The sequence below is a fragment of the Azospirillum sp. UENF 312511 genome, from assembly GCF_058780635.1.
Map to the genome: position 1 here is coordinate 369,508 of NZ_JBSNCG010000005.1, position 22,863 is coordinate 392,370.

18 protein-coding genes and 1 pseudogene are annotated in these 22,863 nt (G+C 70.6%); 13 read left to right on the plus strand and 6 right to left on the minus strand.

The genetic code is table 11. The annotated features are described in order from the left end of the window. The 6 genes and pseudogenes from ACWPN7_RS30280 (at nt 1) to ACWPN7_RS30305 (ending at nt 6,748) form a co-directional block, all read left to right on the plus strand. Complete coding sequence (locus tag ACWPN7_RS30280; RefSeq protein WP_459197364.1) at nt 1-1,794, plus strand: ABC transporter permease; 1,794 nt, start codon at nt 1-3, stop codon at nt 1,792-1,794. Further along, nucleotides 1,791-2,873 (plus strand): ABC transporter ATP-binding protein, encoded by a 1,083-nt coding sequence (locus ACWPN7_RS30285; protein WP_459197363.1) that lies wholly within the window; start codon nt 1,791-1,793, stop codon nt 2,871-2,873. The genes ACWPN7_RS30280 and ACWPN7_RS30285 overlap by 4 nt, the downstream gene beginning before the upstream one ends. 32 nt (nt 2,874-2,905) lie before the next feature. After that, nucleotides 2,906-3,721 carry an enoyl-CoA hydratase gene (locus tag ACWPN7_RS30290; protein ID WP_459197362.1) on the plus strand — a complete coding sequence of 272 codons (816 nt, stop codon included), beginning with the start codon at nt 2,906-2,908 and terminating at the stop codon, nt 3,719-3,721. 228 nt (nt 3,722-3,949) lie between these two features. Beyond that, a pseudogene (locus ACWPN7_RS30295) lies at nt 3,950-4,207 on the plus strand (tetratricopeptide repeat protein); the annotation flags it as partial. Nucleotides 4,208-4,409: 202 nt separating this feature from the next. Continuing rightward, nucleotides 4,410-5,531: a tetratricopeptide repeat-containing sulfotransferase family protein gene (locus tag ACWPN7_RS30300; RefSeq protein ID WP_492273648.1), complete on the plus strand. Its 1,122-nt coding sequence runs from the start codon at nt 4,410-4,412 to the stop codon at nt 5,529-5,531. 8 nt (nt 5,532-5,539) lie between these two features. Continuing rightward, nucleotides 5,540-6,748, plus strand: coding sequence for a glycosyltransferase family 9 protein (locus ACWPN7_RS30305; protein ID WP_459197360.1), 1,209 nt, complete (start codon nt 5,540-5,542; stop codon nt 6,746-6,748). Here ACWPN7_RS30305 and ACWPN7_RS30310 read toward each other — a convergent pair. The 3 genes from ACWPN7_RS30310 to ACWPN7_RS30320 all read right to left on the minus strand — a co-directional run bounded on the left by ACWPN7_RS30310 (nt 6,717) and on the right by ACWPN7_RS30320 (nt 11,920). After that, the gene (locus tag ACWPN7_RS30310) at nt 6,717-7,232 is read right to left on the minus strand and encodes an invasion associated locus B family protein (RefSeq protein WP_492273649.1); all 516 of its coding nucleotides are present in this window, start codon (nt 7,230-7,232) and stop codon (nt 6,717-6,719) included. The two genes, ACWPN7_RS30305 and ACWPN7_RS30310, sit on opposite strands and share 32 nt — an antisense overlap. A 14-nt stretch (nt 7,233-7,246) precedes the next feature. Continuing rightward, nucleotides 7,247-10,975: an autotransporter domain-containing protein gene (locus ACWPN7_RS30315; protein WP_459197358.1), complete on the minus strand. Its 3,729-nt coding sequence runs from the start codon at nt 10,973-10,975 to the stop codon at nt 7,247-7,249. Between the two features lie 519 nt (nt 10,976-11,494). Further along, nucleotides 11,495-11,920 carry an OsmC family protein gene (locus tag ACWPN7_RS30320; RefSeq protein ID WP_014242273.1) on the minus strand — a complete coding sequence of 142 codons (426 nt, stop codon included), beginning with the start codon at nt 11,918-11,920 and terminating at the stop codon, nt 11,495-11,497. Nucleotides 11,921-12,143: 223 nt separating this feature from the next. On the opposite strand from ACWPN7_RS30320, the gene ACWPN7_RS30325 reads away from it, so the two are divergent. From ACWPN7_RS30325 to ACWPN7_RS30350, 6 genes are read left to right on the plus strand one after another with little or no spacing between them, the layout of a single operon-like run. Then, entirely contained in the window at nt 12,144-12,488 is a 345-nt protein-coding gene (locus tag ACWPN7_RS30325) for an acyl carrier protein (protein WP_103040951.1), read from the plus strand. After that, nucleotides 12,485-13,696, plus strand: a complete 1,212-nt coding sequence (locus ACWPN7_RS30330) for an acyl-CoA dehydrogenase family protein (RefSeq protein ID WP_492273650.1) — start codon at nt 12,485-12,487, stop codon at nt 13,694-13,696. The genes ACWPN7_RS30325 and ACWPN7_RS30330 overlap by 4 nt, the downstream gene beginning before the upstream one ends. A 26-nt stretch (nt 13,697-13,722) precedes the next feature. Beyond that, nucleotides 13,723-14,661, plus strand: coding sequence for an amino acid--[acyl-carrier-protein] ligase (locus ACWPN7_RS30335; RefSeq protein WP_456511129.1), 939 nt, complete (start codon nt 13,723-13,725; stop codon nt 14,659-14,661). A gap of 20 nt (nt 14,662-14,681) precedes the next feature. Then, on the plus strand, nt 14,682-15,584 hold the full coding sequence (locus ACWPN7_RS30340; RefSeq protein WP_459197357.1) for a DUF1839 family protein: 903 nt from the start codon (nt 14,682-14,684) through the stop codon (nt 15,582-15,584). Between the two features lie 6 nt (nt 15,585-15,590). Then, nucleotides 15,591-18,032: a glycosyl hydrolase 2 galactose-binding domain-containing protein gene (locus tag ACWPN7_RS30345; protein WP_492273651.1), complete on the plus strand. Its 2,442-nt coding sequence runs from the start codon at nt 15,591-15,593 to the stop codon at nt 18,030-18,032. Then, a complete protein-coding gene (locus ACWPN7_RS30350; RefSeq protein ID WP_459197355.1) occupies nt 18,029-19,855 on the plus strand; it encodes an alpha/beta fold hydrolase in 1,827 nt (608 codons plus the stop codon). Before ACWPN7_RS30345 ends, ACWPN7_RS30350 begins: the two co-directional genes overlap by 4 nt. On the opposite strand, the gene ACWPN7_RS30355 is transcribed toward ACWPN7_RS30350, so the two are convergent. From ACWPN7_RS30355 to ACWPN7_RS30365, 3 genes are all read right to left on the minus strand, one after another. Then, a complete protein-coding gene (locus ACWPN7_RS30355) occupies nt 19,824-20,507 on the minus strand; it encodes a phage tail protein (RefSeq protein WP_040136575.1) in 684 nt (227 codons plus the stop codon). The genes ACWPN7_RS30350 and ACWPN7_RS30355 overlap by 32 nt on opposite strands. A 79-nt stretch (nt 20,508-20,586) precedes the next feature. Next, complete coding sequence (locus ACWPN7_RS30360; protein ID WP_040136573.1) at nt 20,587-20,907, minus strand: DUF6916 family protein; 321 nt, start codon at nt 20,905-20,907, stop codon at nt 20,587-20,589. A 107-nt stretch (nt 20,908-21,014) separates the two neighbouring features. Continuing rightward, nucleotides 21,015-21,683 (minus strand): phage tail protein, encoded by a 669-nt coding sequence (locus ACWPN7_RS30365; RefSeq protein WP_051658500.1) that lies wholly within the window; start codon nt 21,681-21,683, stop codon nt 21,015-21,017. A 421-nt stretch (nt 21,684-22,104) separates the two neighbouring features. On the opposite strand from ACWPN7_RS30365, the gene ACWPN7_RS30370 reads away from it, so the two are divergent. Continuing rightward, a complete protein-coding gene (locus ACWPN7_RS30370; protein WP_014242284.1) occupies nt 22,105-22,674 on the plus strand; it encodes a GNAT family N-acetyltransferase in 570 nt (189 codons plus the stop codon). Nucleotides 22,675-22,863 lie beyond the last annotated feature (189 nt).

A 22,863-nucleotide genomic window follows, 5' to 3' on the forward strand; every position in this document is an offset into this window, starting at 1 on the left:
ATGGGGGTCATTTCAACGGACAGCCCAGACAGCGCAGCCGCGGCAACCGCGCGCCCGGCGATGGCCCGCGTGCCGCTCGCCCGGACCGTGGTCTTCGGCGCCGTCGCCCTTCTTCTCTTCCTGCTGGTGGTCCTGCCCTTCGGCTGGGTTCTCAACAACAGCTTCCACGACGACCTGACCGGCGCCTGGACGCTCGGCAACTACGCGCGGATCTTCCAATCAGTGGACCTGCTGGAGCCGCTGTTCAACTCGCTGCTCCTGGCCGTGGCGACTGCGGTGATCGCCGTCGGCATCGGCGTGCCGCTGGCTTGGCTTGTGTCGCGGACCGACCTGCCGTTTCGCCGCACCATCCGCGTGCTGACGCTGACCGCCTTCGTCACCCCGTCCTTCATCGGGGCGACCGGCTGGATTCTGCTGGCGGCGCCCAACTCCGGCTGGCTGAACGCGCTGTGGCGCTCGCTCGCCGGGGCGGAGGCCGGGCCGTTGCTGAACATCTACTCGATGACCGGGGCGATCTTCATCTGCGGCATCTACACTGTCCCCTACAGCTTCACCATGGTGTCGAGCGCGCTCGACGAGATGGCCGTGGAGCTTGAGGACGCCGCCGCCACGCTGGGCTCCGGCACGCTGCGCACGATGCTCAGCATCACCATCCCGCTGGTCACCCCGGCGGTGATCGCCAGCTTCATCCTGTCCTTCATCCAGGGGCTGACGCTGTTCGGCGTCCCGGCCTTCCTGCTGACGCCGACCGGCATCCCGGTGGTGACGACCAAGCTGGCCGAGTTCTACCAGCTGTTCCCGCCGGAAATCTACATGGCGGCGGCCTACTGCATGCCGCTGCTGCTGGTCACCGCCATGCTGTTCTGGATGCGCCGCCGCATCCTGGGCCGCAAGCAGTTCGTCACCATCTCCGGCAAGAGCCGGGCGGGGCGGCGGATCGCGCTCGGCGCCGCCCGCTGGCCGGCCTTCGGCGCCGCCCTGCTGCTGCCGCTGGTCTCGGTGTTCCTGCCCTACGCGGCGCTGCTGCTGGTGTCGCTGACCCGCGCCTGGGGCCAGGGCCTGTCGTGGGAGAACCTGTCGCTGCACTGGTACTGGTGGGCGCTGTTCGGCAATTCGGAGACCCACACCGCCATCGTCAACTCGCTGGTGTTCTCGACGCTGGCGGCGACGCTGTGCGTGATGCTCGGCACCGTGGTCGCCTACATCGTGGAACGGCGGATGGTCTTCGGCGCCAGCCTGTTCGGCGCGGTGGCGACCGTCCCCATCATCATCCCCGGCATCGTCATGTCGGTCGGCTTCTTCGCCGCCTACACGCGGGCGCCGCTGAACCTCTACGGCACACCGCTTTTGCTGGTCGCGGCCTTCGCGGCGACCTTCCTGCCGATCGCCTATGCCCATGGCGGGTCGATCCTCAAGGGCATCGGGCCGGAGCTGGAGCGCGCCGCCCGCAGCCTGGGTGCGGGGGAGGGGCGGACCTTCCTGTCCATCACCATCCCGCTGATGGGCGGCGGGCTGCTGTCGGGCTGGTTCCTGGTCTTCATCCCGATCATCCGCGAGCTGTCGGTGGCGGTCTTCCTCATCACCCCCAAGACCAACGTGATGACCACCCTGATCTACAACGCCAAGGACGGCGGCAATTACGAGGCCGTCTGCGCCATGAGCGTCCTTCTCCTCCTCATCACGCTGGCGCTGGTGGCCGCCGCCGGTCCCCTGACGCGCCTGACCACCGTGCGCCGCACCTCTCGCAAATCCGGTCGTAAAACCGCCCCGGCGGAAGGAGTTCTCCTCACATGAGCGGGATCCGCATCAAGAACCTCCGCAAGTCCTTCGGCACCTACACCGCGCTGCACGGGATCGACCTGCAGGTCCCCAACAGCACGCTGCTGGCCCTGCTCGGCCCGTCGGGCTGCGGCAAGTCCACGACGCTCCAGCTCCTTGCCGGGTTCGAGGCGCCGACCGAGGGGGAGATCTGGGCCGACGACGTGCTGCTGTCCTCGGCGCGCGGGGTGCTGCCGCCGGAGAAGCGCGGCATCTCCCTGGTCTTCCAGAACTACGCGGTGTGGCCGCACAAGACCGTGGCGGAGAATGTCGCCTTCGGCCTCGCCATCCGCCGCCTGCCCAAGGCGGAGATCGCCGAGCGGCTGGACCGCACGCTGCGCACCGTCCGGCTGGAGGCGCTGCGCGACCGCTACCCGTCGGAGCTGTCGGGCGGCCAGCAGCAGCGCGTGGCGCTGGCCCGCGCTCTGGCGGTGGAGCCGCGTATTCTCCTGCTCGACGAGCCGCTGTCCAACCTCGACGCCCATCTGCGCGAGGAGATGCGGTTCGAGATCCGGCAGGTCCACGACCTGCTGGGGCTGACCACCGTCTATGTCACCCACGACCAGTCGGAGGCGCTGGTCACCGCCGACCGCATCGCCGTCATGAAGTCGGGTCATCTCCAGCAGCTCGGCTCGCCGGAGGACATCTTCGAGCGGCCGTCCAACGCCTTCGTCGCCACTTTCATCGGCGCCAACAACGAACTGGCCGGGACCAGCGAGGGCAACGGCGCCATCCGCGTCGGCGGTCATGTGCTGACCGCGCCCGACCGCAGCGGGGCGGCGCACGGCGGGACGGTGTCGCTGTGCGTTCGGCCCTCCCAGGTCCGGCTGTTCGGCGCCGAGGAGACGGGACTGCCCGCCGAGGGCTGCAACGTGCTGTCCGGCACGGTCCAGCGCTCCGCCTATCTGGGCGAGTACCGCGACGTGCTGGTGGATCTGGGGAGCGGCCGGACGCTGCGCGCCTTCATTCCGCCCGCGCAGAGCTTCGCTCCGGGCAGCGTGGTAACGGCGCTTCTTCCCATCGGCTCCTGCCAGATCCTCGGGCCGGCGGCTTAATCCGCCAGTCCAATCCAAGAGAGTTCCGAACGATGACCATCGCCACGACCGGCGAGGCCGACGCCTTGCCCGAAATCCTGACCGAGCGGCGCGGCGCCGTCCAGTGGGTGATCTTCAACCGGCCCAAGGCGCGCAACGCCATCACCCCGTGGATGGAGGACCGGCTGATCGAAATCTGCCGGGAGGTCGACGCGGACCCGGCGGTGAAGGCCCTGGTGCTGACCGGTGCCGCCGGCGACAAGCCCGCCTTCATGGCCGGCGCCGACCTCTCCTGCCTGCAGAGCGTCAAGACGCCGGAGGACTACACGATCCTGGAGGACCGCGCGGAAACCGCGGCGATGGCGCTGGAGGCGGTGCGCGTTCCGACCATCGCCGCCCTGGCCGGCGCCTGCGTGGGGGAGGGGGCTTTGCTCGCCGCCTGCTGCGACGTGCGCATCGCCACGCCGTCGGTGCGCTTCGGCTTTCCCATTGCCCGCACGGTCGGCAACTGCCTGAGCATCAAGAACCTCGCCCGGCTGGCCGCCATCCTCGGCACCGCGCGGACCAAGGAGATGATCTTCAGCGCCCGCCTGCTGACCGCCGACGAGTTGTCCGGCGCTGGCGCCCTGCGCGGCGTCGTTGCGGAGGATGACCTCACCGACCGCACCCAGGAGCTGGCCGAGGAACTGGCGAGCCTCGCCCCGCTGACCCTGTGGACGACCCGTGAGGCGCTGCGGCGCTGGCGCGACCATGGGCTGCCGGCGGATGGCGACGCCGACCTGCTGCGCCTCTGCTACCTCTCCGCCGACTATCAGGAGGGCATCGCGGCCTTCCTGGAGAAGCGCCGCCCGGTCTGGGTGGGGCGGTAGGGGCGCCCGCGGCGGCGTCAAACCCCTCTCCCGCCCCGGGAGAGGGTGGCCCGCAGGGCCGGGTGAGGGTCGTGCGAGGATCAAGGCACGGATTCTTGACGGCACCCTCACCCTTCCCTCTCCCGGGACGGGAGAGGGGATGTCCTTGCCGCCATCCATACCCTTCACTATTCTGGCGCCGCATCACGCGCCCATGCGGGCGTTCAGCCGCCATGGGACCCGCCTGTCATGCCGACCACGCCCGACGACCTTCCGAGCGGCGCCCCCGACGTTGCGGTGCTGGAGCGGCGGTTGCGGGCCGCTCCCGACAATCTCGCGGCGACACAGGAGCTGGCCGGGTTGCTGTTCCAGGCCGGTCGCGCGGTTGACGCCGAGCCTCACGCCCGCAACGCGGTCCGGCTGGCGCCGGAGGATGCGCGCTCCCATACGCTGATGGCGCTGGTGCTGGCCGATACCCACCGGCCCCAGGCCGCCGAGTTCCATTACCGCCGGGCGCTGGCCCTGGCGCCGCCGGACGCCGCGACGCTGGCCAATCTCGCCTGGAGTTCTGAACCGGCAAGGCCGGCTGGAAGAGGCGCGGCGGACCTACCGGCGGGCCGCGGCGCTGCATCCGTCCATCGCCCTGACCTGGCACGGCTGGGCACAGACCGAGGACGCCGCCCGCGATCTTCCCGCCGCGCAACGGCTGGTGGATCGCGCCCGGCGGCTCGACCCCGGCCACCGTGGCGCCGACACCTTCGCGGCGGCCCTGCTGGCCCGGCAGGGGAGCGGAGAGCGGGCGCTGGCCGTTCTGCGCGCCTCGGCCGCCCGCCATGGCGGCACCGACCCCGACGCGCTGCTGGAGACCGGGCGCATCCTCGACCGGCTAGGCCGCCATGACGAGGCCTTCGCCGCCTTCGCCGCCGGCAAGGCGCTGCTGCGGCAGGCCGGACGCCGCTACGGCGAGGAGGAGGCGGTGGACCTCATTGCGCGCCTCGCCACCTTCTTCGTGGCGCCGCGCCTGCGCCTGATGCCGCGGCCCGCCACGCCCGCCGCGGGGCCGCAGCCGGTCTTCATCGCCGGCGCCCCGCGCTCCGGCACCACGCTGGTCGAGCAGATCCTGTCCAGCCATCCCGCCATCGCCGCAGGGGACGAGCTGCCGTCGCTCGGTGCGGTGGTGCGGGCGTTGCCGCAGACGCTGGGCAGCCCGCTCGGCTATCCGGAAGCGCTGTCGGAGCTGTGGATAGGCGACCAGCGCGACGGGCTGGAGCGGTTGCGCGACGCCTACCTCCGCCACGCCCGCAAGCTGGTTCCGGCCAAGCCCGGCCACACGCTGTTCACCGACAAGATGCCCTTCAACGAGACGCATCTCGGTCTGATCGCGCTGATGTTCCCCTCGGCGCCGGTGGTCCATGTGCTGCGCCACCCGTTGGACGTCGTGCTGTCGATGATGGGCACCAACCTGACCCACGGCTTCCACTGCGCCAACGATGTCGAGACGGCGGCCCGCCACGTCCTGCGGGTGTTCGATCTGGTCGAGCATTACCGGCGGGAAATGCCGCTGCGCTACCTGCCGCTGCGCTACGAGGATCTGGTGCGGGAGCCGGAACCGGCGGTGCGGCGCTTGCTGGGCTTCCTCGGGCTGGGCTTCGACCGGCGCTGCCTGCGCTTCGAGGAGAACCGGCGCCACGCCCGCACGCCCAGCCACGCCCAGGTCGCGGAAAAACTCTACAGCCGCTCCGTCGGCCGCTACCGCGCCTACATGGAGCATCTGAAGCCGGCGGTTCCGATCCTGGAGCCGGTCATTCTCGGCCTGGGCTACAGCCTTTAGCCGCCGCCATGCCGTTCGCACCCTCCGACAGCGATCTGTGCGAAATCCGCCGCCGGGAAGGCCGGCTGGACGAGGCCGTCGCCTATGGCCGCCGCGCTGTTGTGCACGATCCCGGCGACCCGGCGGGCTGGTACAATCTGGGCTTGGCCCTCTACGATCAGCTGGAGATCGCGGCATCAATCACCTGCGAGCGGCGGGCCGTCCGCCTCCGCCCGGACTGGCCGGGGCCGCATTTCGAGCTGGCCGAGGGGCTGCTGCTCTCCGGGCAGTGGGAGGAGGGCTGGCGCGAGTATGAATGGCGCTGGCGCCTTCCCGGCGTGCCGCCGCCGGTCCCGCCCGCCATTTTGGAGCGGCATGTTCACACTGCCGCACGGTTGTGGGACGGCCGTGCCATGCCCAGTGGTACCCTGCTGCTGGTCGCCGACCAGGGCTTCGGCGACACCATCCAGTTCGCGCGCTACCTGCCGATGGCGGCGGCGCTCTGCCCGACTCTCGTGGTGGCGTGCAGCCCGGAGATTTTGCCGGTGATCCGCGCGCTTCCCGGCAGACACCGGATCGTCACCGATTGGGAGGAGGCTCCGCCCTTCGACGTCTACGCCGCGCTGTCCGGCCTGCCCAGGCTGTTCGGCACGGGGATCGACACGATTCCGGCGCTCCTCCCCGGCCTGCGGGCCGAGCCGGAGCGGGTGGAGCGCTGGACGGAGCGCTTGGACGGGCTGCTGCCCCGCGGCTACCGCCGCGTCGGGCTGGTCTGGGCGGGGCGCCCGACCCATGGCAACGACCGCAACCGCTCCCTGACGCTCGCGCGGCTCGCGCCATTCTTCGCTTTGGAAAAGACCGCGCTGGTGTCGCTTCAGAAGGGGCCGGCGCAGGCCGAGGCCGCCCGCTATTACGGGACGGCGCCGCTGGTCGATCTGGGGTCGGAACTGGAGAGCTTCGCCGACACCATGGCGGTGCTGGCGCTGCTCGACCATGTCGTCTGCGTGGACACGGCGGTCGCCCATCTGGCCGGGGCGATGGGGCGCCCGACCGCGGTCCTGCTGCCCTACGCGCCGGACTGGCGCTGGCTGCTCGGCCGCAGCGGCACGCCCTGGTACCCCACCGTCACGCTGCACCGGCAGCCGGCGCCGGGACGGTGGGATGAGGCCATCCGCGGCGCCGTCGCCGCGGTGACCGGAAGCAGCATCAGGGCTTCAGGGCGGCCAAGCCGTCGGTGATCCCCTTGGTGGAGAGCGGGAAGGCCACCGCCTGCGTCCCGCCATAGGGGCGGACGGTGATCTGCGCTCCCTTGGAGCGGCGCAGCGCCGTCAGCGTCGCCTCGTCCATCGGGGCGTTGGCGAGGCAGCCGTCCTGGATGCACTGCTGGTAGGTCAGCGCCAGCGGCTTGCCGTCGTCGATGGTCAGCGCCGCCCCGGCGCGCAGATCGACGCCCAGCGGCAGGATGACGACCATCACCCCCTTTCCGTCGGGGGCGAAATAGCCCACCGACGCCTTGAGGATGCGGGTCGCCTGCTTGGCCTCCTTGTTCTCCATCACGCGGGTCTGCGACAGGAAGCAGCGCGGCTTGCCGTCGGGCGGCGTCTCGCATTCGGTCTGCCAGTCGCCGAAGGTCTTGCCCGGCTCCACAGCCCCGGCGGGAGCTCCGCCCGCGAAGAGGAGGGGGAGCGCCGCCAGCGCTCCCGTGATGATGGCCTTGCGCATCGCCGTCATGCTCCTCACAGCTTCCACTTCAGGCCGGCGGTCGCCGACAGGGTGTTCTCGCGGGCGCGGATCGCGTCCTGAACGCCGATGGTGGCGGTCAGACGGTCATCCAGAGCCACGCCCAGCCCGGCGCCGATCACCAGGGCGTCGCGGCCCGGCTTGCTGGCGTCGGCGGTGAAGGCCATCCCGCCCAGACGGTTGGTGGTGGAGGCCGTGGCGTCGGCGAAGTCATGCTCCCAGGCCAGGGCGGCGTCGGGCAGCAGGCGCCAGCCGCCGACCGTCACGCTGGTGCCGGCGCGCACGCCGACGGCGCTGCGCAGGCTGGTCCAACCCGCCGCCTCGACGTCCAGCGCCACGCCGCCGCCGGACTCGCGGAAGGCTTCGCGGGTGATGCGATCGAAGCGCAGGGCGGCCCGCGGCTCGATCCAGGCATTGTCCGACCCGGCGAAGGCCATGCGGTGCCCGGCGGCGATCTCGGCGGAGAAATCATGGCCGTTCGCGCTGCCGCTGGCGCCCTGGCCCAGCGTGCCGAAGGCGATGCCGCGCGAGGCGTCGTAGTTGGCGTAGCCGTAGCCGATGGCGCCTTCGACGAAGGGGCTGTCGGCCGTGCCGCGCAGGCTCCAGGAGCCGTAGAGGGTCGCCTGATAGCTGTCCACGTCGGCCTTGCCCAGCCCGTCGCGCGAGGTGACGCGGTTGCGCAGGTAGCCGAGCGCCACACCGCCGCTCACGCCGTTCTCGTAGCTGTGGTCGGCGCCGAGCAGGAAGCCGCCGATCCGCTCGGTGGTGCCGGCGGCGTTGCCGTCCGAGCCGGTCCGGCTGTAGGCCGCCAGCGGCTGGCCCCACACGCCGCCCGACCCACGGGTCTCGCCCGTCTCGCCGACGGCGCGCGTGCCGTTGCCGCTGCCGGCCAGCCGGACGCCGGACGAGGACGCCGCGCCGCCGCGCAAGGCCGACAGGCGGCCCTCCACCGCGCTGCCGAACAGGCGGCGGCTGGTGCGGTCGGCGGCCAGCGTGTCGGCGTGCAGCTTGCCCGAGAGCTGGTCGAGCGCTCCGGCGATGCCGCTGCCCGGCAGGCCGTAGAGGCCGCTGAACAGCGGGGCGGCGACGCCTTCCAGCCGCACCCCGGCGGCCGGACGCAGCGCGTCCACCGCCGCGCCGGCGGCCTGCTGGTTGCGGGTGCCGCCGCGCACCGCGTAGTTGGTTGGCGTGACCACCAGCCGGACGGTGTTGGCGCCGTACAGCGTGTCGAAGCGGGTGCCGGCCGGCAGGCCCGCCGCCGGCTGGGTCACCGTGGCGAAGCTGCCGGACACCCCGCCGTCCGCCTGGACGATGGTGAAGCTCTGCCCCAGCGTGGCGGTGTAGGCATTGGTGGCGTCGCCGCTGATGCCGCGCAGCACCGGAGCCAGCGTGCCGCCGGCGGTGAAGGACGCGGTCTCGACCCGGATCTGGTCGTGGCGGCCGGCACCGTTGCCGGCGGTCGGGCCGTCGATCTCGGCGCGCAGCACGCTGGTTCCGGTCAGCGTCACCGCGGACTGGAAGGTCAGCACGCCGGGGGAGTTGCCGGGCGACAGGGTGCCGGACAGCACCGCCGGCCCGACGACCACGCCATGCCCGCCGAACGTCGACCCGGCGCTGGTGGTGAGCGACCCGGCGACGAAGCCGTCGACGGTGGCCGCGGCGCCGTTCCCCAGGGTGACCGCGCCGGTTGTGCCGGTGGCGGCCACGGTGATGGTGCCGTCGCCGACGGTGACCGGGGCCATGACGACGCCGGCCAGGGTGGCGGTGCCGCCGGCGGTGACGGTGACCGCCCCGTTGACCGCGCCGTTGGCGGCGACGGTCAGGGTGCCGCCCTGCACCGCCAGCGTGCCGCCGACACCGCCGCCCTCGATCACGGTCATGGCGCCGCCGCGGGCCACCGTCACCGGTACGGCGACCACGCCGCCGACCGTGGCGCTGCCGCCATTGTTCAGGGCGAGCGTGCCGCCCGCGACCACGCCGCCCTTGGCGACGGTCAGGGCCGCGCCGTCGCCGACCGACAGACCGCCGGCGTTGGCGAGCTGGCCGGAGACGACCACCGCGCCGGGGCCGGACGCGGCCAGCGCGCCGCTGCCGCTGACCGAGCCCGCCAGCGTGACGGTGCTGCCGTCCGGCGTGATGGTGCCGCCGCGGCTGGTCACGGTGACCGACTGGCCGATCGTCAGCGGTGAGTCCGGACGCAGCGTGCCGCCGTCGAACGTGACCGAACCGCCCTGGACCGCGCCGTCGCCGTTGGAGAAGCTGGGGCGGCTGGTGTCGATCACGCCGGTCGCCGGAGGCGTCGGAGTGGGGTCGGGATCGGGGTTCGGGGTCGGGTCGGGGTTGGGATTCGGATTGGGGTTCGGCTCGGGTTCGGGCTCCGGCTCGGGTTCCGGCTGTGGGACCACCTTGGTCAGGGTGAGCTGGATTCGGTTGTTCGCTGTGTCCAGGGTGGCCGTCGGGGTCAGCGTCGTGTCGCTGTTGGTGACGGAGGTGAAGCCGCCGGACACCCCCCCCGCCGCGGTCAGGATGGTGTAGGTCGTGCTGTCGCCGTAGCCGCCACCGGTGGAGGTGATGGCCAGCGCGCCGCCCATCGTGGCAGTGCCGGTGACGGCCAGCTTGCTGGCGGTGCTGGAGGTCGTCCGGATCGCCAGCGTGCTTCCGCTCTGCTGCGTGTAGTTTCCGGTGACGGTCAGCGTGCCGGGGGTGCCGGTGGCACCGGGGGTCAGGGTGGTGCCGGACGGGTTGGTCACGTTGCCGACGATCGTTCCCGTCCCGGTGAGCGCCGTGCCGCCGGCCAGCTGGAGCGCCGTGGTGAGGGTACCGTCGACGCGCAAGGTCCCGCTCTGGACGTCCGTCGTGTCGGCGGAACTCGCGCCGCCCAGTGTCCAGGCCGTTCCGTTCAGGGTCAAGGTGGTGATGCCGGACACCGGTCCCGCGATGGAGCCGCTTCCCTCCAGGTTCAGCGACTGGGTGCCGCTCAAGGCCGTGATGCCGCCGATCACCACGCTGGCGTCCTTCAGCGTGATCGTGCCGCTGCCTTGCCCCGCGAAGGTCCGGATCGCGCTGAAGCCGGAACCGGCCACGATCGTCCCGTGATTGACGATGGTCGTGGGGCCGTTGGTGGCAATCGCGTCGGTGGTCGAGATGATCGTGCCGTAATTGACGACCGAACTGGCGCTTATCGCGTTGATCCGGATGGCAGGATAATTGATCTGCTGGAATTCCGTCGCCGGCCGCACGCTCTTGATGAGCGCCGTGCTGTTGCTCGGCGAGCCGTTCGTGATGTCGGCGGAATGCTTGATCTCGATGGCGGACCAGTTGCCGATGATGGTCCCGGTGTTCTGGACGACGGATTTGATGCCGCCCGCCGAGTTCTCGATGAGGATGCCCATGAAGGTGTTGGGCACGCTGATCAGCCCGGAATTGATGATCGTGCCGTAGCTGTGCGCGTAGATGCCATCGGCCTGGCTGTAGTTCGTCGGCTCCGAGATCTTGATGGTGCCCTGGTTGGTCAGGGTCCATCCAGCGCTCGACTGAACCCAGACGCCGGTGGCCAGAGGATACTGGACCGATGGGCCGGTGTCGTCCACGCCGCCCGTGCTGGTGATCAGGATGTTGCCGGCGGTCGGGTAGAAGCTCTCGGTCGTCTTGACCGTCGATAGAGTCTCGATCGGTGCCGCGTTCGCGGCGAGCGACACGCCAAGCGCGAGGGGGGCGGCGACCATCGCCGGGAGGCGTCCGCCCGACATGAGGCTTCGGCGGATCGTCTCAAGGGGGGACATCGACGGCGGCATGGGCGACTCACCTTGCGAGCAGGGCGTAAGCGTTACGACCAATGGTTTACACCATCCGATCATAACGGGTATCTCGCATTGTCGCCAAGACAAAATATACAAACGTATGAGAATTTGAAATTTAATTTTTATCTAATCTTGCAAATTGCGCAGAAAAAGAGGCCATGAATTTATGGATACTTGCACAATGAACGGTGAAAGGGGGTCTTGTCCGTTGGGGGATGCGCAGGTTTAGCCAAACCGTGCGGAATGTTGACGTGTTCTCGATTAACGATTTTGAGAATGGGCTGATTTGAAAATGCAGAAAATTGTCAAAAGCCGTATTCACATCGGACCGCAGCCCCGTTTCGGCCGTGTCGATGCGGCAAATTACCACGTCGGAGGTTAATGGGCGAAGCGGTGCCGGCCCGGCAGCCGCTCCGTCCTTGCAGGCCGCCGGGCCGGACGCGATCACGCAAGCCGGGCGTTCAGGGTGATCTCCGTGCCGGTCAGCGCCTTGGACACCGGGCAGTTCTTCTTCGCACCCTCGGCCTGCTGGCGGAAGGTCTCGGCGTCGATGCCGGGAATCTCGGCCTCGCAGTCCAGTTCGATCTTCGTGATGGCGAATCCGTCGCCGGCCTTGTCGAGATGGACGCGGGCGGTGGTGTGCACGCGCGTCGGCGTGTGCCCGGCCTTCGACAGGCCGGCGGACAGCGCCATGGAGAAGCAGCCGGCGTGGGCGGCGGCGATCAGTTCCTCCGGGTTGGTGCCGGTGCCGTTCTCGAAGCGCGACGGGAAGGAGTAGGCGCCTTCGAACGCGCCGCTGCCCAGCCGCATGGTGCCCGAACCCTGGGCGAGGTTGCCGCGCCATTCCGCATCCGATTGCCGCACAGCCATGGTGATCTCCCGATCCTGTGATTGTTGGACGAACCGCCGCTCAAGTTAGAGCCGATCGGAGGAACGGCAATCGCCACAGGAGTTAAGCAAGAGGAGCGTTTGGCACCCGAAAAGCACCCGAGGCATACGGAAAAGCAGAGGAAGGCGCAGAACAATTAAGGTTTTGTGGCGTTGTCCCGGCACAGGGAAAGCCAGAGGTTGAATGGGGGTAGGAGGAATGAGCATGCGCCAACCGGATTGGCAGATCGCGGCTGGAACGGCGCCACGGGGCGGCGATGCCCAGGCGGTCAGTGCCGCCGACATCCGGGCGCTTCTGGCCGACAGCGGCTGGTTGGCCGTCGACGCTTCCGCCTTGTCCGACGAGGACGATCTCTACGCCGCCGGATTGACCTCCCATGGGTCCGTGAACCTGATGCTGGCGCTGGAGGAGCGCTACGGCGTCGAGTTCCCGGAACATCTGCTGCGCCGCCGCACCTTCGAGAGCATCGCGGCGATCCGGTCCGCGGTCGCCGGTCTGCTGGACGGCGCCCCGGGCGGGATGGGGGCCGGCGGGATGGGGGCCGGATGAAGGCGCCCGCGCCGGACAGCCTGCCCGCCATGGCCGCCGAGGCTGCCGCCGGAGCCGCGTCCGAGGCCGCCGCCATCGCCGGGCGCCATGCCGACAGCGTGGACCGTGAGGCCCGCTTTCCCACCGAAGCCTTCGCCGCCTTGCGCGAGGCACGGCTGCTCGGCCTGATGGTGCCGCGGGCCTTCGGTGGCGGCGGCGGCGGTCTGACCGACGCCGCGGCGGTCGCCCACGCGCTGGCCCAGGCATGCCCGTCCACCGGGCTGATCTATGCCATGCACCAGATCCAGGTCGCCTGCCTCGTGCGCCACGGGCAGGGCAGCGACTGGCACCGCGGCTTCCTGGAGCGGTTGGCCGAAGAGCAACTTCTTCTCGCCTCCGCGACGACCGAGGCCGGTATCGGCGGTGATGTGCGCTCCAGCGCCTGCGCGGTGACCGGCACGGTGGAGGGTGAGACGGGCGGCGCCTTCCGGCTCGAAAAGCAGGCGACGGTCATCTCCTACGGGGCGGAAGCCGATGCGATCCTGGTGACGGCGCGGCGCACGGCGAACTCGCCGCCCTCCGATCAGGTCATCGTGCCGGTGCTGCGTGGTCAAACCCGGTTGGAGGAGATCGGCGGCTGGGACACGCTGGGCATGCGCGGCACCCGCAGCGTCGGCTACCGGCTGGTGGCCGAGGCGGAGCGGGCGCAAATCCTGCCGCTGCCCTACGCCGACATCTCCGCCCGCACCATGCTGCCGGTGACCCACATCCTGTGGAGCAGCGTCTGGCTGGGCATCGCGACGGATGCGGTGGCGCGGGCCGCCGCCTTCATCCGGGCGGAGGCGCGCAAGCGTCCCGGCACCCCGCCGCCGGGCGCGCGGCGGCTGGCCGAGGCGACCGCCGGCCTTCAGTCCATGCGCGGCATGGTGCGCGGCTCGCTCGCCCGGTTCGAGGAGGCGGCGGACAATCCCGACCGTCTCACCTCCCTGGGCTTCGCGGTCGCCATGAACACGCTGAAGACCGAAGCGGCGGAGATGGTGGTGCGGATCGTGGGGCAGGCGATGCTGGCCGGCGGCCTGTCCGCCTACCGCAACGACAGCCCCCACAGCCTGGGCCGCCACCTGCGCGACGCCCATTCGGCGCCGCTGATGATCAACAACGACCGGATCCTGGGCAACACGGCGAACCTGCTGCTGGCGCACAGGGACAACGGTTCTCTCTTCGGCTGAGGCTTTCTCGGAACGGAATGCGGCGGATGGACATGCGGGCAGAGGGCACACCGGTGGAGAATGGGCAGGCGGCGTTCCGCGACGCGCTGATCGCGGCCGGGCTGCTGATCCCCACGGGGGTCGATGGGCTGTACGGCCGCAGCGGCGTCTTCGAGGATGTCGTGGAGCGCTTCAACGACCTGATCACCACCTGGGGCGGCGACGACGGGGCGGACGTCATGCGCTTTCCCCCAGGGGTGGCCCGCCATCAGTTCGAACAGAGCGGCTATCTGAAGAGCTTCCCGCATCTGGCCGGCACCGTTCATGCCTTCAAGGGCGACGAGCGCGCCCATCAATCCCTGCTGCGCCGGCTGGAGGAGGGGGAGGAGTGGACCGACGCCCAGTTGGCGACCAACGTCGTCCTGACCCCCGCCGCCTGCTACCCCGTCTACCCCACCATCGCGGAGCGCGGGCCGCTGCCCGCCGACGGCGCGCTGGTCGATGTCTATTCCTACTGCTTCCGCCATGAACCGTCGCTGGACCCGGCGCGGATGCAGATGTTCCGGATGCGCGAATATGTGCGCGTCGGCACGCCGGAGCAGGTCATGGAATTCCGGCAAAGCTGGGTGGAGCGCGGGCGGGCGCTGATGGAATCGCTGGCCCTGCCGGTCGCCGTCGATCTGGCGAACGACCCCTTCTTCGGGCGGGCCGGGCGGATGCTGGCGGCCAGCCAGCGCGACCAGGGCCTGAAATTCGAACTGCTGATCCCCATCGCGTCGGCGGAGCAGCCGACCGCCTGCCTCAGCTTCAACTACCACCAGGACCATTTCGGGCTGCTGTGGGATCTGCGGACCACGGATGGCGCGGTCGCCCACACGGCCTGCGTCGGCTTCGGGATGGAGCGGGTGGCGCTGGCGCTGTTCCGCCATCACGGCTTCGACGTGAAAGCGTGGCCCGCCGCCGTGCGCGCCGTCCTTTGGGGCTGAGCGGGCAGGGGAGGCCGGGCATGGCACATCCGCTCGACAGGCCGGACCGCGACTGGGCGGAGACCAACTGCTACACCGACCTGTGGCTCGGGCTGCTGCGGGCGCTGGGGATGGAGCCGATGGCGGCCCTGGGCTTCACCGTCGCACAGGATTTTGAAGGCGACCAGTTCACCTTCTTCAAGGTGCCGCCGGAGGACCTGCGCCGCCTCTACGGTCTGGAGGTGCAGGAACTCGCCCTCTACGACCGGGTGGAGACCCACGCGGCGGTGCAGGTGGCGCGCGGCCGTCCCGTGCTGGTCGAGGTGGACGGCTATCATCTGCCGGACACACGGGGGACGTCGTATCGCGCGCAGCACGTCAAGACGACCATCGCGATCCTCGGCATGGACGCGGGCGCACGGCGGCTCGACTACATCCACAACGCCGGACGCTTCACGCTGGAAGGGGAGGACTACGATGGCCTGTTCGCCCCCGCCCCCCTGTTCCCCTATGTGGAGTTCGTGAAGCGCAGCGGCCCGGCCTTGGAGGGAGAGGCTTTGATGGACGCCTCGCGTGGGCTCCTGTCCCACCATCTGCGCCGTCGCCCGGCGGGCAACCCCATCGCTGCCTTCCGCGCCGCGCTGCCGGAGCAACTGGAGATACTGGCCGCCCGGCCCATGGACTATTTTCATCTCTACGCCTTCAACACGCTGCGGCAGGTCGGAGCGAATTTCGAGCTTCTCGGGATGCATGTTCGCTGGATCGGCGGGCCGGCGGAGGCGGCGGAGGCTTGCGCCACCCTCTCCGCCACCGCCAAGGCGTTCCAGTTCCAACTCGCGCGCGGCGTGCACCGGCGGCGCTTCGGCGATTACGCGGAACCGCTGGAGGCGATGGAGCGAGCGTACGACCGCGCGCTCGGCGCGCTGCTCCGCCGCTACGGGTGACCGAGCATGGCGCGCCTTCACGCCGTGACCGGCCGCAGCGTGACGCCCCTGTCCGCGGGGTGGGAACTGTGCGTGACCGAGCCGGGGGCGACGCCCGGCGGGGACTGGCTGCCCGCCCCGGTGCCCGGCACCGTCGCTCAGGCGCTGCGCGAGGCCGGGCTCTACCGGCTGGGCGATCCGCTTCCCCTCCACGACCGCGACGTCTGGTACCGGGTGCGGCTGAGCGGTGACGGGCCTTGCACCCTGCGCTTCCATGGCCTCGCCACCATCGCGGAGGTCTGGCTGGACGGCAAGCGCATCCTGGCCAGCGACAGCATGTTCCAAAGCCACGACGTGCCCGTCACGCTGCGCGGCACGCACGCGCTGCGCATCGTCTTCCGGGCCCTGAATCCAGTGCTGAAGGCGCGGAAGGGGCGGGGCCGCTGGCCGGTCCGGCTGGCCGAGCCGGCAGGACTGCGAACAGTGCGGACCACGCTGCTGGGGCACATGCCCGGATGGTGCCCGCCCGTGCCGGCGGTCGGCCCCTGGCGCCCGGTGGAGCTGATCACCGAGGATGGCCCGCTGCGCGTCCGTTCGGCGGATCTGCGCGCCACGCTGGAGGGGCGGGACGGCCGCCTGTCCCTGACGTTGGCGGCGGCCTGGAACGGGTCCGCTTCCCCGCCGGGCTGGCTGGAGGTGGGGGAGGCGCGGGCTCCGCTGCGCTGGACCGGGCCGGGGGAACTGCGCGGTGACCTCCGCCTGCCGGAGATCGAGCCATGGTGGCCGCACAGCCACGGCAACCCGGCGCTCCACGCCGTGCGCGCGTCGGTGGGCGACGCGCGCATCGATCTCGGGAGCACCGGCTTCCGCCGCATCGAGCGCGAGCCCGGCGACGGCTTCGCCCTGCGCATCAACGGGGAGCGGGTTTTCTGCCGCGGCGCCTGCTGGAGCAGCCCGGATATCGTCGCCCTGCCGGGGACGCGGGACGCTTACGCCCCCTGGCTGGAGACGGCGCGGCAGACCGGCTTGACCATGCTGCGCGTGCCGGGCATCACCGCCTACGAGGCCGACGCCTTCTTCGACCTGTGCGACGCGATGGGGATCCTCGTCTGGCAGGATTTCATGTTCGCCAATTTCGACTATCCGGCCGACGAGCCGTTCTTCGACGGCGTGCGGCGGGAGGCGGCGCAATTTCTCGATCGGGTCCAGGCGTCGCCGTCGCTGGCCGTCCTGTGCGGCGGCAGCGAGGCGGAGCAGCAGGCGGCCATGCTCGGCCTGCCGCGCGAGCGCTGGAGCCAGCCGCTGTTCGACACCGTCCTGCGCGACGAGGCGGAACGGGCGCGGCCCGACGTCCCCTACGTGACCAATTCCCCGACCGGCGGGCCGCTGCCCTTCGCCGCCGACGCGGGGGTGACCCATTACTACGGCGTCGGGGCCTATCTCCGCCCGCTGGAGGACGCGCGCCGGGCGAGTGTCCGCTTCGCCTCCGAGTGCCTCGCCTTCGCCAACATGCCGGCCGCCGGGGCGCTGTCCGGCGTGCCAGCGGTCCACGACCCGCGCTGGAAGGCGCGTGTGCCGCGCGATCCCGGCGCCCCGTGGGATTTCGAGGATGTGCGGGACCATTACCTGCGGACGCTGTACGGCGGCGATCCCATGGTCCTGCGCTACGAGGACCCCGACCGCTACGCGCGGCTGTCCCGCGCCGTGACGGGGGAGGTCATGGAGGCCGTCTTCGCGGAGTGGCGGCGGGCCGGCTCCTCCTGCGCGGGTGGGCTGGTCTGGATGTTCCAGGACGTCTGGCCAGGGGCCGGCTGGGGCGTGGTCGACTCCGCGGGCGTGCCGAAGGCGGCGTGGCACGCCTTGCGCCGCGCCTTCCGGCCGGTGCAGGTCCTGCTGACCGACGAGGGGGTGAACGGGCTGGCGATCCATCTGCTCAACGAGACGGCGGAGCCGGTGGAGGCGGTGCTGACCCTGACCGCCCTGCGGCGGGGCGAGGTGCCGGTGCTGCGGGCCGAGCGGACGCTCACCCTGCCGCCGCGCAGCGCGCAGGCGGTTCCGGCGGCGTCTCTGCCCGACCGCTTCGTCGATCTGACCGGCGCCTATCGTTTCGGTCCGCCGGCGCACGATGCGGTGGTGGCGGCGCTGTCCGATCCGCGTTCCGGCGCGCTGCTGGCGGATGCCTTCCATTTTGTCCGGGGCGGCCGGATAGAGCGCGTGGAGCTGGGCTTGGGCGCCCGCGTGGAGCGGACGGACGAGGGGTGGTCGTTGGTTCTGTCCAGCCGGCGCCTTGCCCGCTCCGTCCACATCGAGGACGACATGTTCCGGGCGGCGGAGGAGTGGTTCCATCTGCCGCCGGGAGAAGAGCGGCGGGTGCGGCTGATCCCGCGCCACCCTAGTGCGGCGGTGCCCGATGGTGAGGTCCACGCGTTGAACGGGCTGGACCCGACCCGTTACCGGGGGGTGGCATGACGTCCGGCCCGTCCATGCCCGTTCTGTTCGACGGCTGCTTTGGCTGGTTGCACCCGGCGGGCGGGCGCCGTGGCGTCGTGCTGTGCGCGCCCTATGGCGGGGAGGCGCTGGCCACCCACCGGGCGTGGCGCCGCTTCGCCGAGAGCTTGGCCGCGGCCGGATTGCCGGTGCTGCGCTTCGACTATCCCGGCACCGGAGACAGCGCCGGCGAGGAGGGCGATCCGGCCCGTCTGGACGCATGGCTCGGCGGCATCCGCGCTGCGGCCGCCCATCTGCGGGCCATCGCGGGGGTGGAGGAGGTGGCGCTGGTGGGGTTGCGGCTGGGTGGGCTGCTCGCCGCGGCGGCGGCCCGCGAGGTGGGGGCGGACGCCCTGGTCCTGCTGTCCCCCTTCCCCTCGGGCCGGGCCTTCCTGCAGGAGTTGCGAGCGGTGGCTCTGCTCGCCGAACGGCCGGCGGACGCCCCGCCCGCGGTGGGGCCGGAGGGGATCGACAGCGCCGGATTCCGCCTGACTCCGGAGACGGCGGAGTCCCTGCGGGCGCTCGACCTCGCGCGCGTGGCGGAGGCCCCGGCGCGGCGCGTGCTGATCCTCGACCGCCCGGAGGGCCGCGCCGCCGCTCTGGCCGAGCGGTTCCGCGCGCTGGGGGCCGACGTCGAGGAGGCGCCCTTTCCCGACCACGCGCGGCTGATGAGCAGCGTCCAGCACGCGGCCCTGGACTGCTCGGCTTTCGTGCGGGCGGCGGCTTGGCTGGCGCAGGAATTGGCACCGGGCGTGGCGCCCGCCGGGCCGGGCCGAACGATGGAAGCGCCCTCTCCCCGTCTGCGGCTTCCCGGCGCGGTGGAGCGCCCGCTCCGCTTCGGTCCCGGCGCGGGTCTGTTCGGCATCCTGTGCGAACCTGTCGCCGCGGCCGCCGAGCGGCCCGCCGTTCTGCTGCTGAACAGCGGCGCCACGCCGCACAGCGGCACCGGGCGCATGTCGGTGCGGCTGGCCCGGCGGCTGGCGGCGCGGGGAATCGCCTCGCTGCGCCTGGACCTGGGCGGGCTGGGGGACAGCGCGTCGAAACCGGGGCGCCGCGACGGGCTGATCTATTGCCGGGACATGGTGGAGGACGCGCAGGCCGGGCTCGACGCGCTGGAGGCGGCGGGGCATGCCGCCGCGGTCGCCGTGGGGCTGTGTGCCGGGGCGGCGGTGGCGCTGCACGTGGCGCTGGCCGACCCGCGGACGATCGGGCTGGTGCTGGTCAATCCGGGCCGCTTCGTTCTGGGGGACGGGGTGACGCAGGAGGAGGCCATCGGCAGCGCGGTGAAGCCGGCCGCCGCCTATCTTCCGCGGCTGACCGAGCCGGCGGTGTGGCGGGCCATCCTGCGCCAGGACCGCAAGGCGTCGCGCGTCGCCCGTGGTCTGTCGGAGCGCGCGGCCCGCCGCCTGCGCATCGGGGCCGGGCGGCTGCGCGCCGGGCTGACGGGGCGGGGCTACGCCCGCGACGACGTGCTCCACGCCTTCCAGGCGTTGACCGACCGCGGAGTCCGCACGCTGATGGTCCACAGCGCGGGCGACGTGACGCTGGGCGAGTTGGAGGCGCAAGCCGGAGCGGACGGCGGGCGGCTGCGCCGGATGGGCGGGCTGTGGATGGAGCGCCTCGCCGGGGCCGATCACAGCCTGATGGAGCGCGCCGCGCGGGAGCGCTTCGCCGGCCTGCTGGATGACCTGCTGGACCGCATCGGCACGGGCGCGACGGGCGCCGTGCGCGGGAAAGGCCCCGGCCCACCGGAAGGGACCGGGGCCCTCCGCGTCAATCACGCGACGGGAAATAGCCCAGCATGAAGATGAAGAAGAACAGCGACTGGTAAGGCTGCAGGTTGTTGAAGGGGGTCGGGCCGGCGACGCCGCCCCCCGCGCTCACGGCGATGCTGGCGCCCGTGGGCCCCCCGCTGACCGTGCCCTGGGTGGAGAGCGCGCCGGTCAGCGAGCTTCCGCTGGGCGGCGTCGGCAGGCTCGAGGCCGGGATGTAGGGCCCGTTGAGGGTCACGTCGGTGCTCGGATCGATGAACTGTCCGCCCAGCACCACCGGGTTGCCGGACGGGCTGTTGCTGTTGCCGACGCCAGGGTTCAGCGGGACCGTGACCGTCGCGGTGAACGGCACGCTGCCGCCCGCGCTGCCGCCCTGGAAGGCCGCGCTGTGGGTGTGCACCGGCAGGTTGGCGCCGCTGACCGTCGTGTACTGCGTGCCGCCCGAATTGCCGGGGTTGAGCGTGCTGCTGGTGTAGGGGCTGATCCCCGGCCCCACCATCACGCGGCCGCGCAGGTCGGGCAGGTTGAACGTCGAACTGGCCTGCCCGCCGCCGAAGGCGCCGGCTGTGACCGCCCACAAGGCTTGGTACTGCTGGGAATTGACGGTCTGTCCCAGACATTGCTGGGTGTTCACCGGGGCGAAGTTGCCGGCGAATGGAAAGATGGTGCCAATGTAGAAGTCCATGGCGAGATCTCCGGTGAATTCGATGCGCTGGGGCGGACGGTGTGCGGTGATGCCGCGAAAGGGAACGTGGCGGCCGGACTCAGTTCAGGATCAGTTCGAAACAGCCCCGGTCGTGGGCGCGTGGGATGACGCGCACGATGTAGAACGGACCCATCAGTCCCATCGTCGGATGGTCGATGTGGTAATTGCCGTTCCACAGCTGGCTGGGGCCGTAGGTTTCGAACAGAGCCGAAAAGGACGTGCGCTTCGCCCAGCGCGGCGTGCATTCCGGACGCGCCGTCAGCTTCGTCAACTCGACGTCCGTGATCACGGACCCGTCCTCCGGGGCCAGGAAACGGAACGTCTGGCCGAGATGCGGGGCGAACATCTCGTGAGACAGGGTGGCGATGTCGATGGTCATCTCAAAGGTCCGGGCTCAAGTTCTGAAGGTCCGGCGGTCGTTTCGGGCATAGGAAGCCGACGCGCCGCATCCGTCCATCCGCCGTTCGGCGATCAGGGGAACCTTGATCAGTCGCGCATCGGGTAGATGCCACTGGTGACGATCAGCATGGTCAGCGCCAGATAAGGCTGCATGTTGTTCAGCGCCGTCGGGCTGGAGACGCCGCCGCCGGCCGAAACGCTCACCGTGCCCGTCAACCCGCCCATCGTGACGGTGCCGGAGGCCGAACCGATCAGCGCGGAGCCGCTCGAGGCGGTGCCGGAGCTGTAGGGGCCGTCCATGGTGATGCCGACGCCCGGATCGCTGAGCTGGAACGCGCCAAGATAGTTGTTGCCGCCCGCCGGGGTGGCGCTGGAGCCGACGCTGGTGCTCACGGGGATGGCCGCGGCGGCGGTGACGGTCGCGTTGGTGCTGCTGCCCGACGGCGTGAAGGATGCGGCGTGGGTGTGCAGGGGCAGGTTCTGGGCGGTGATGAGATTGTTCGCGACGCCGCCGTTGTTCCCCGGATTGAGCGTCTGGTTGTTCAGGTAGGGGCTGGTGCCCGACCCGATCATGACGCGGCCGCGCAGATCCGGCAGGTTGAAGTTGGTGGTGCCGTTGCCGCCGTACATCGCGCCGGTGATAGCGAACAGGGCCTGGTTCTGGCTGACCTGCATCTGCTGCCCCAGACACTGGGCGGTGAACTGCGGAGCGTAGGCGCCGGCGAACGGGATGACCAAGCCGAGGTAAACTTCCATGGCGAAACCTCCTGTGTATGAAACCGGTTGCGGCGGCCTGTGGCCAGCGTCTCCCTAAGGACGCGCCACGCCGCCGAATGTGATAGAAAGCATACCGACATATTCTCCTGACCGTCTAGGGCCCGAGCAACAGACGATACAAAAAGTTACTTTTTTCGATTGTTATCTTTGCATTACAATCCTGTGGTTGCATATTCGCGTATGTATTTGGCCGCCGCCGGATTGTGGGCAATGCGTCCGCTCGGTCGCAGGCGGTGTCGGGCGGTCCTCGGTTAGGGTCGCTCCGCACCGGGCCGGCGCCGAGGCGGACGACTCAAACGGCACTCGCCGCGGCGAAGGTCCGCAGCGGCGATTCTTGCGTCAGGTCCGCATCTTCGGCTATTCAGGGCGCACGCTTGTGCTACCGGAAGGGGTGAGGCCGATGGCCGTTCTGAATGGGTCGCTGCCGCTGCTCGGCGGGTTGACGGTGCGCTTCCCCCGCCCATCGGACGACGACTTCCTGATGGGCCTGTTCATGGATGCGCGCCCCTGGCTGGCCAAGGCGCACCACGACCGCGACTTCATCCGGACGCTCTACGAACAGCAGTACGGCGCGCGGCGGATGGGGCAGGAAAGCCGTTATCCGGAACACCTGGATTTCGTCGTCGAGAAGACGGGCCAGCCGGTGGGGCGGATCGTCATGGATCTGGGGCGCTACGACTGGCGGGTGTCGGAGGTGGAGATCCATCGTCTGGCCCGTGGCAAGGGCATCGGCACCGATCTGCTGCGCAGCTTCCAGGGGACCGCGGCGCAAATGCGCATTCCGATCACCTTGTCGGTGGCCGAGGTGGATACGCGAGTCCATTGGTTTTATCATCGCTTGGGCTTCGATCTGCTGGCAAAGACATCGCCGTCCCTTGAGCTGATCTGGCTGCCGCCCGGTCATCCGGGAATCCAGCACCTGCCCCCGCAAATTCTGCCGGCGCAGATGCAGCAGGGCGGCGCCTCCTGACGCCGCTCTTCTTGGAGACGCGACCGGGCGGTCCGCGTCTTCCGGGTTGAATTCCAGCGCGGTCATGGCATGCGGGGCCTGTGACATCGGTGTGCGCGCTTTGCACGCAAATGTTTGCATCCGCCACGCCCTGCCCTCTCACACGGCGAAATGCCGGCGCGAAAATCATACCAACATATGCGCTCGTTT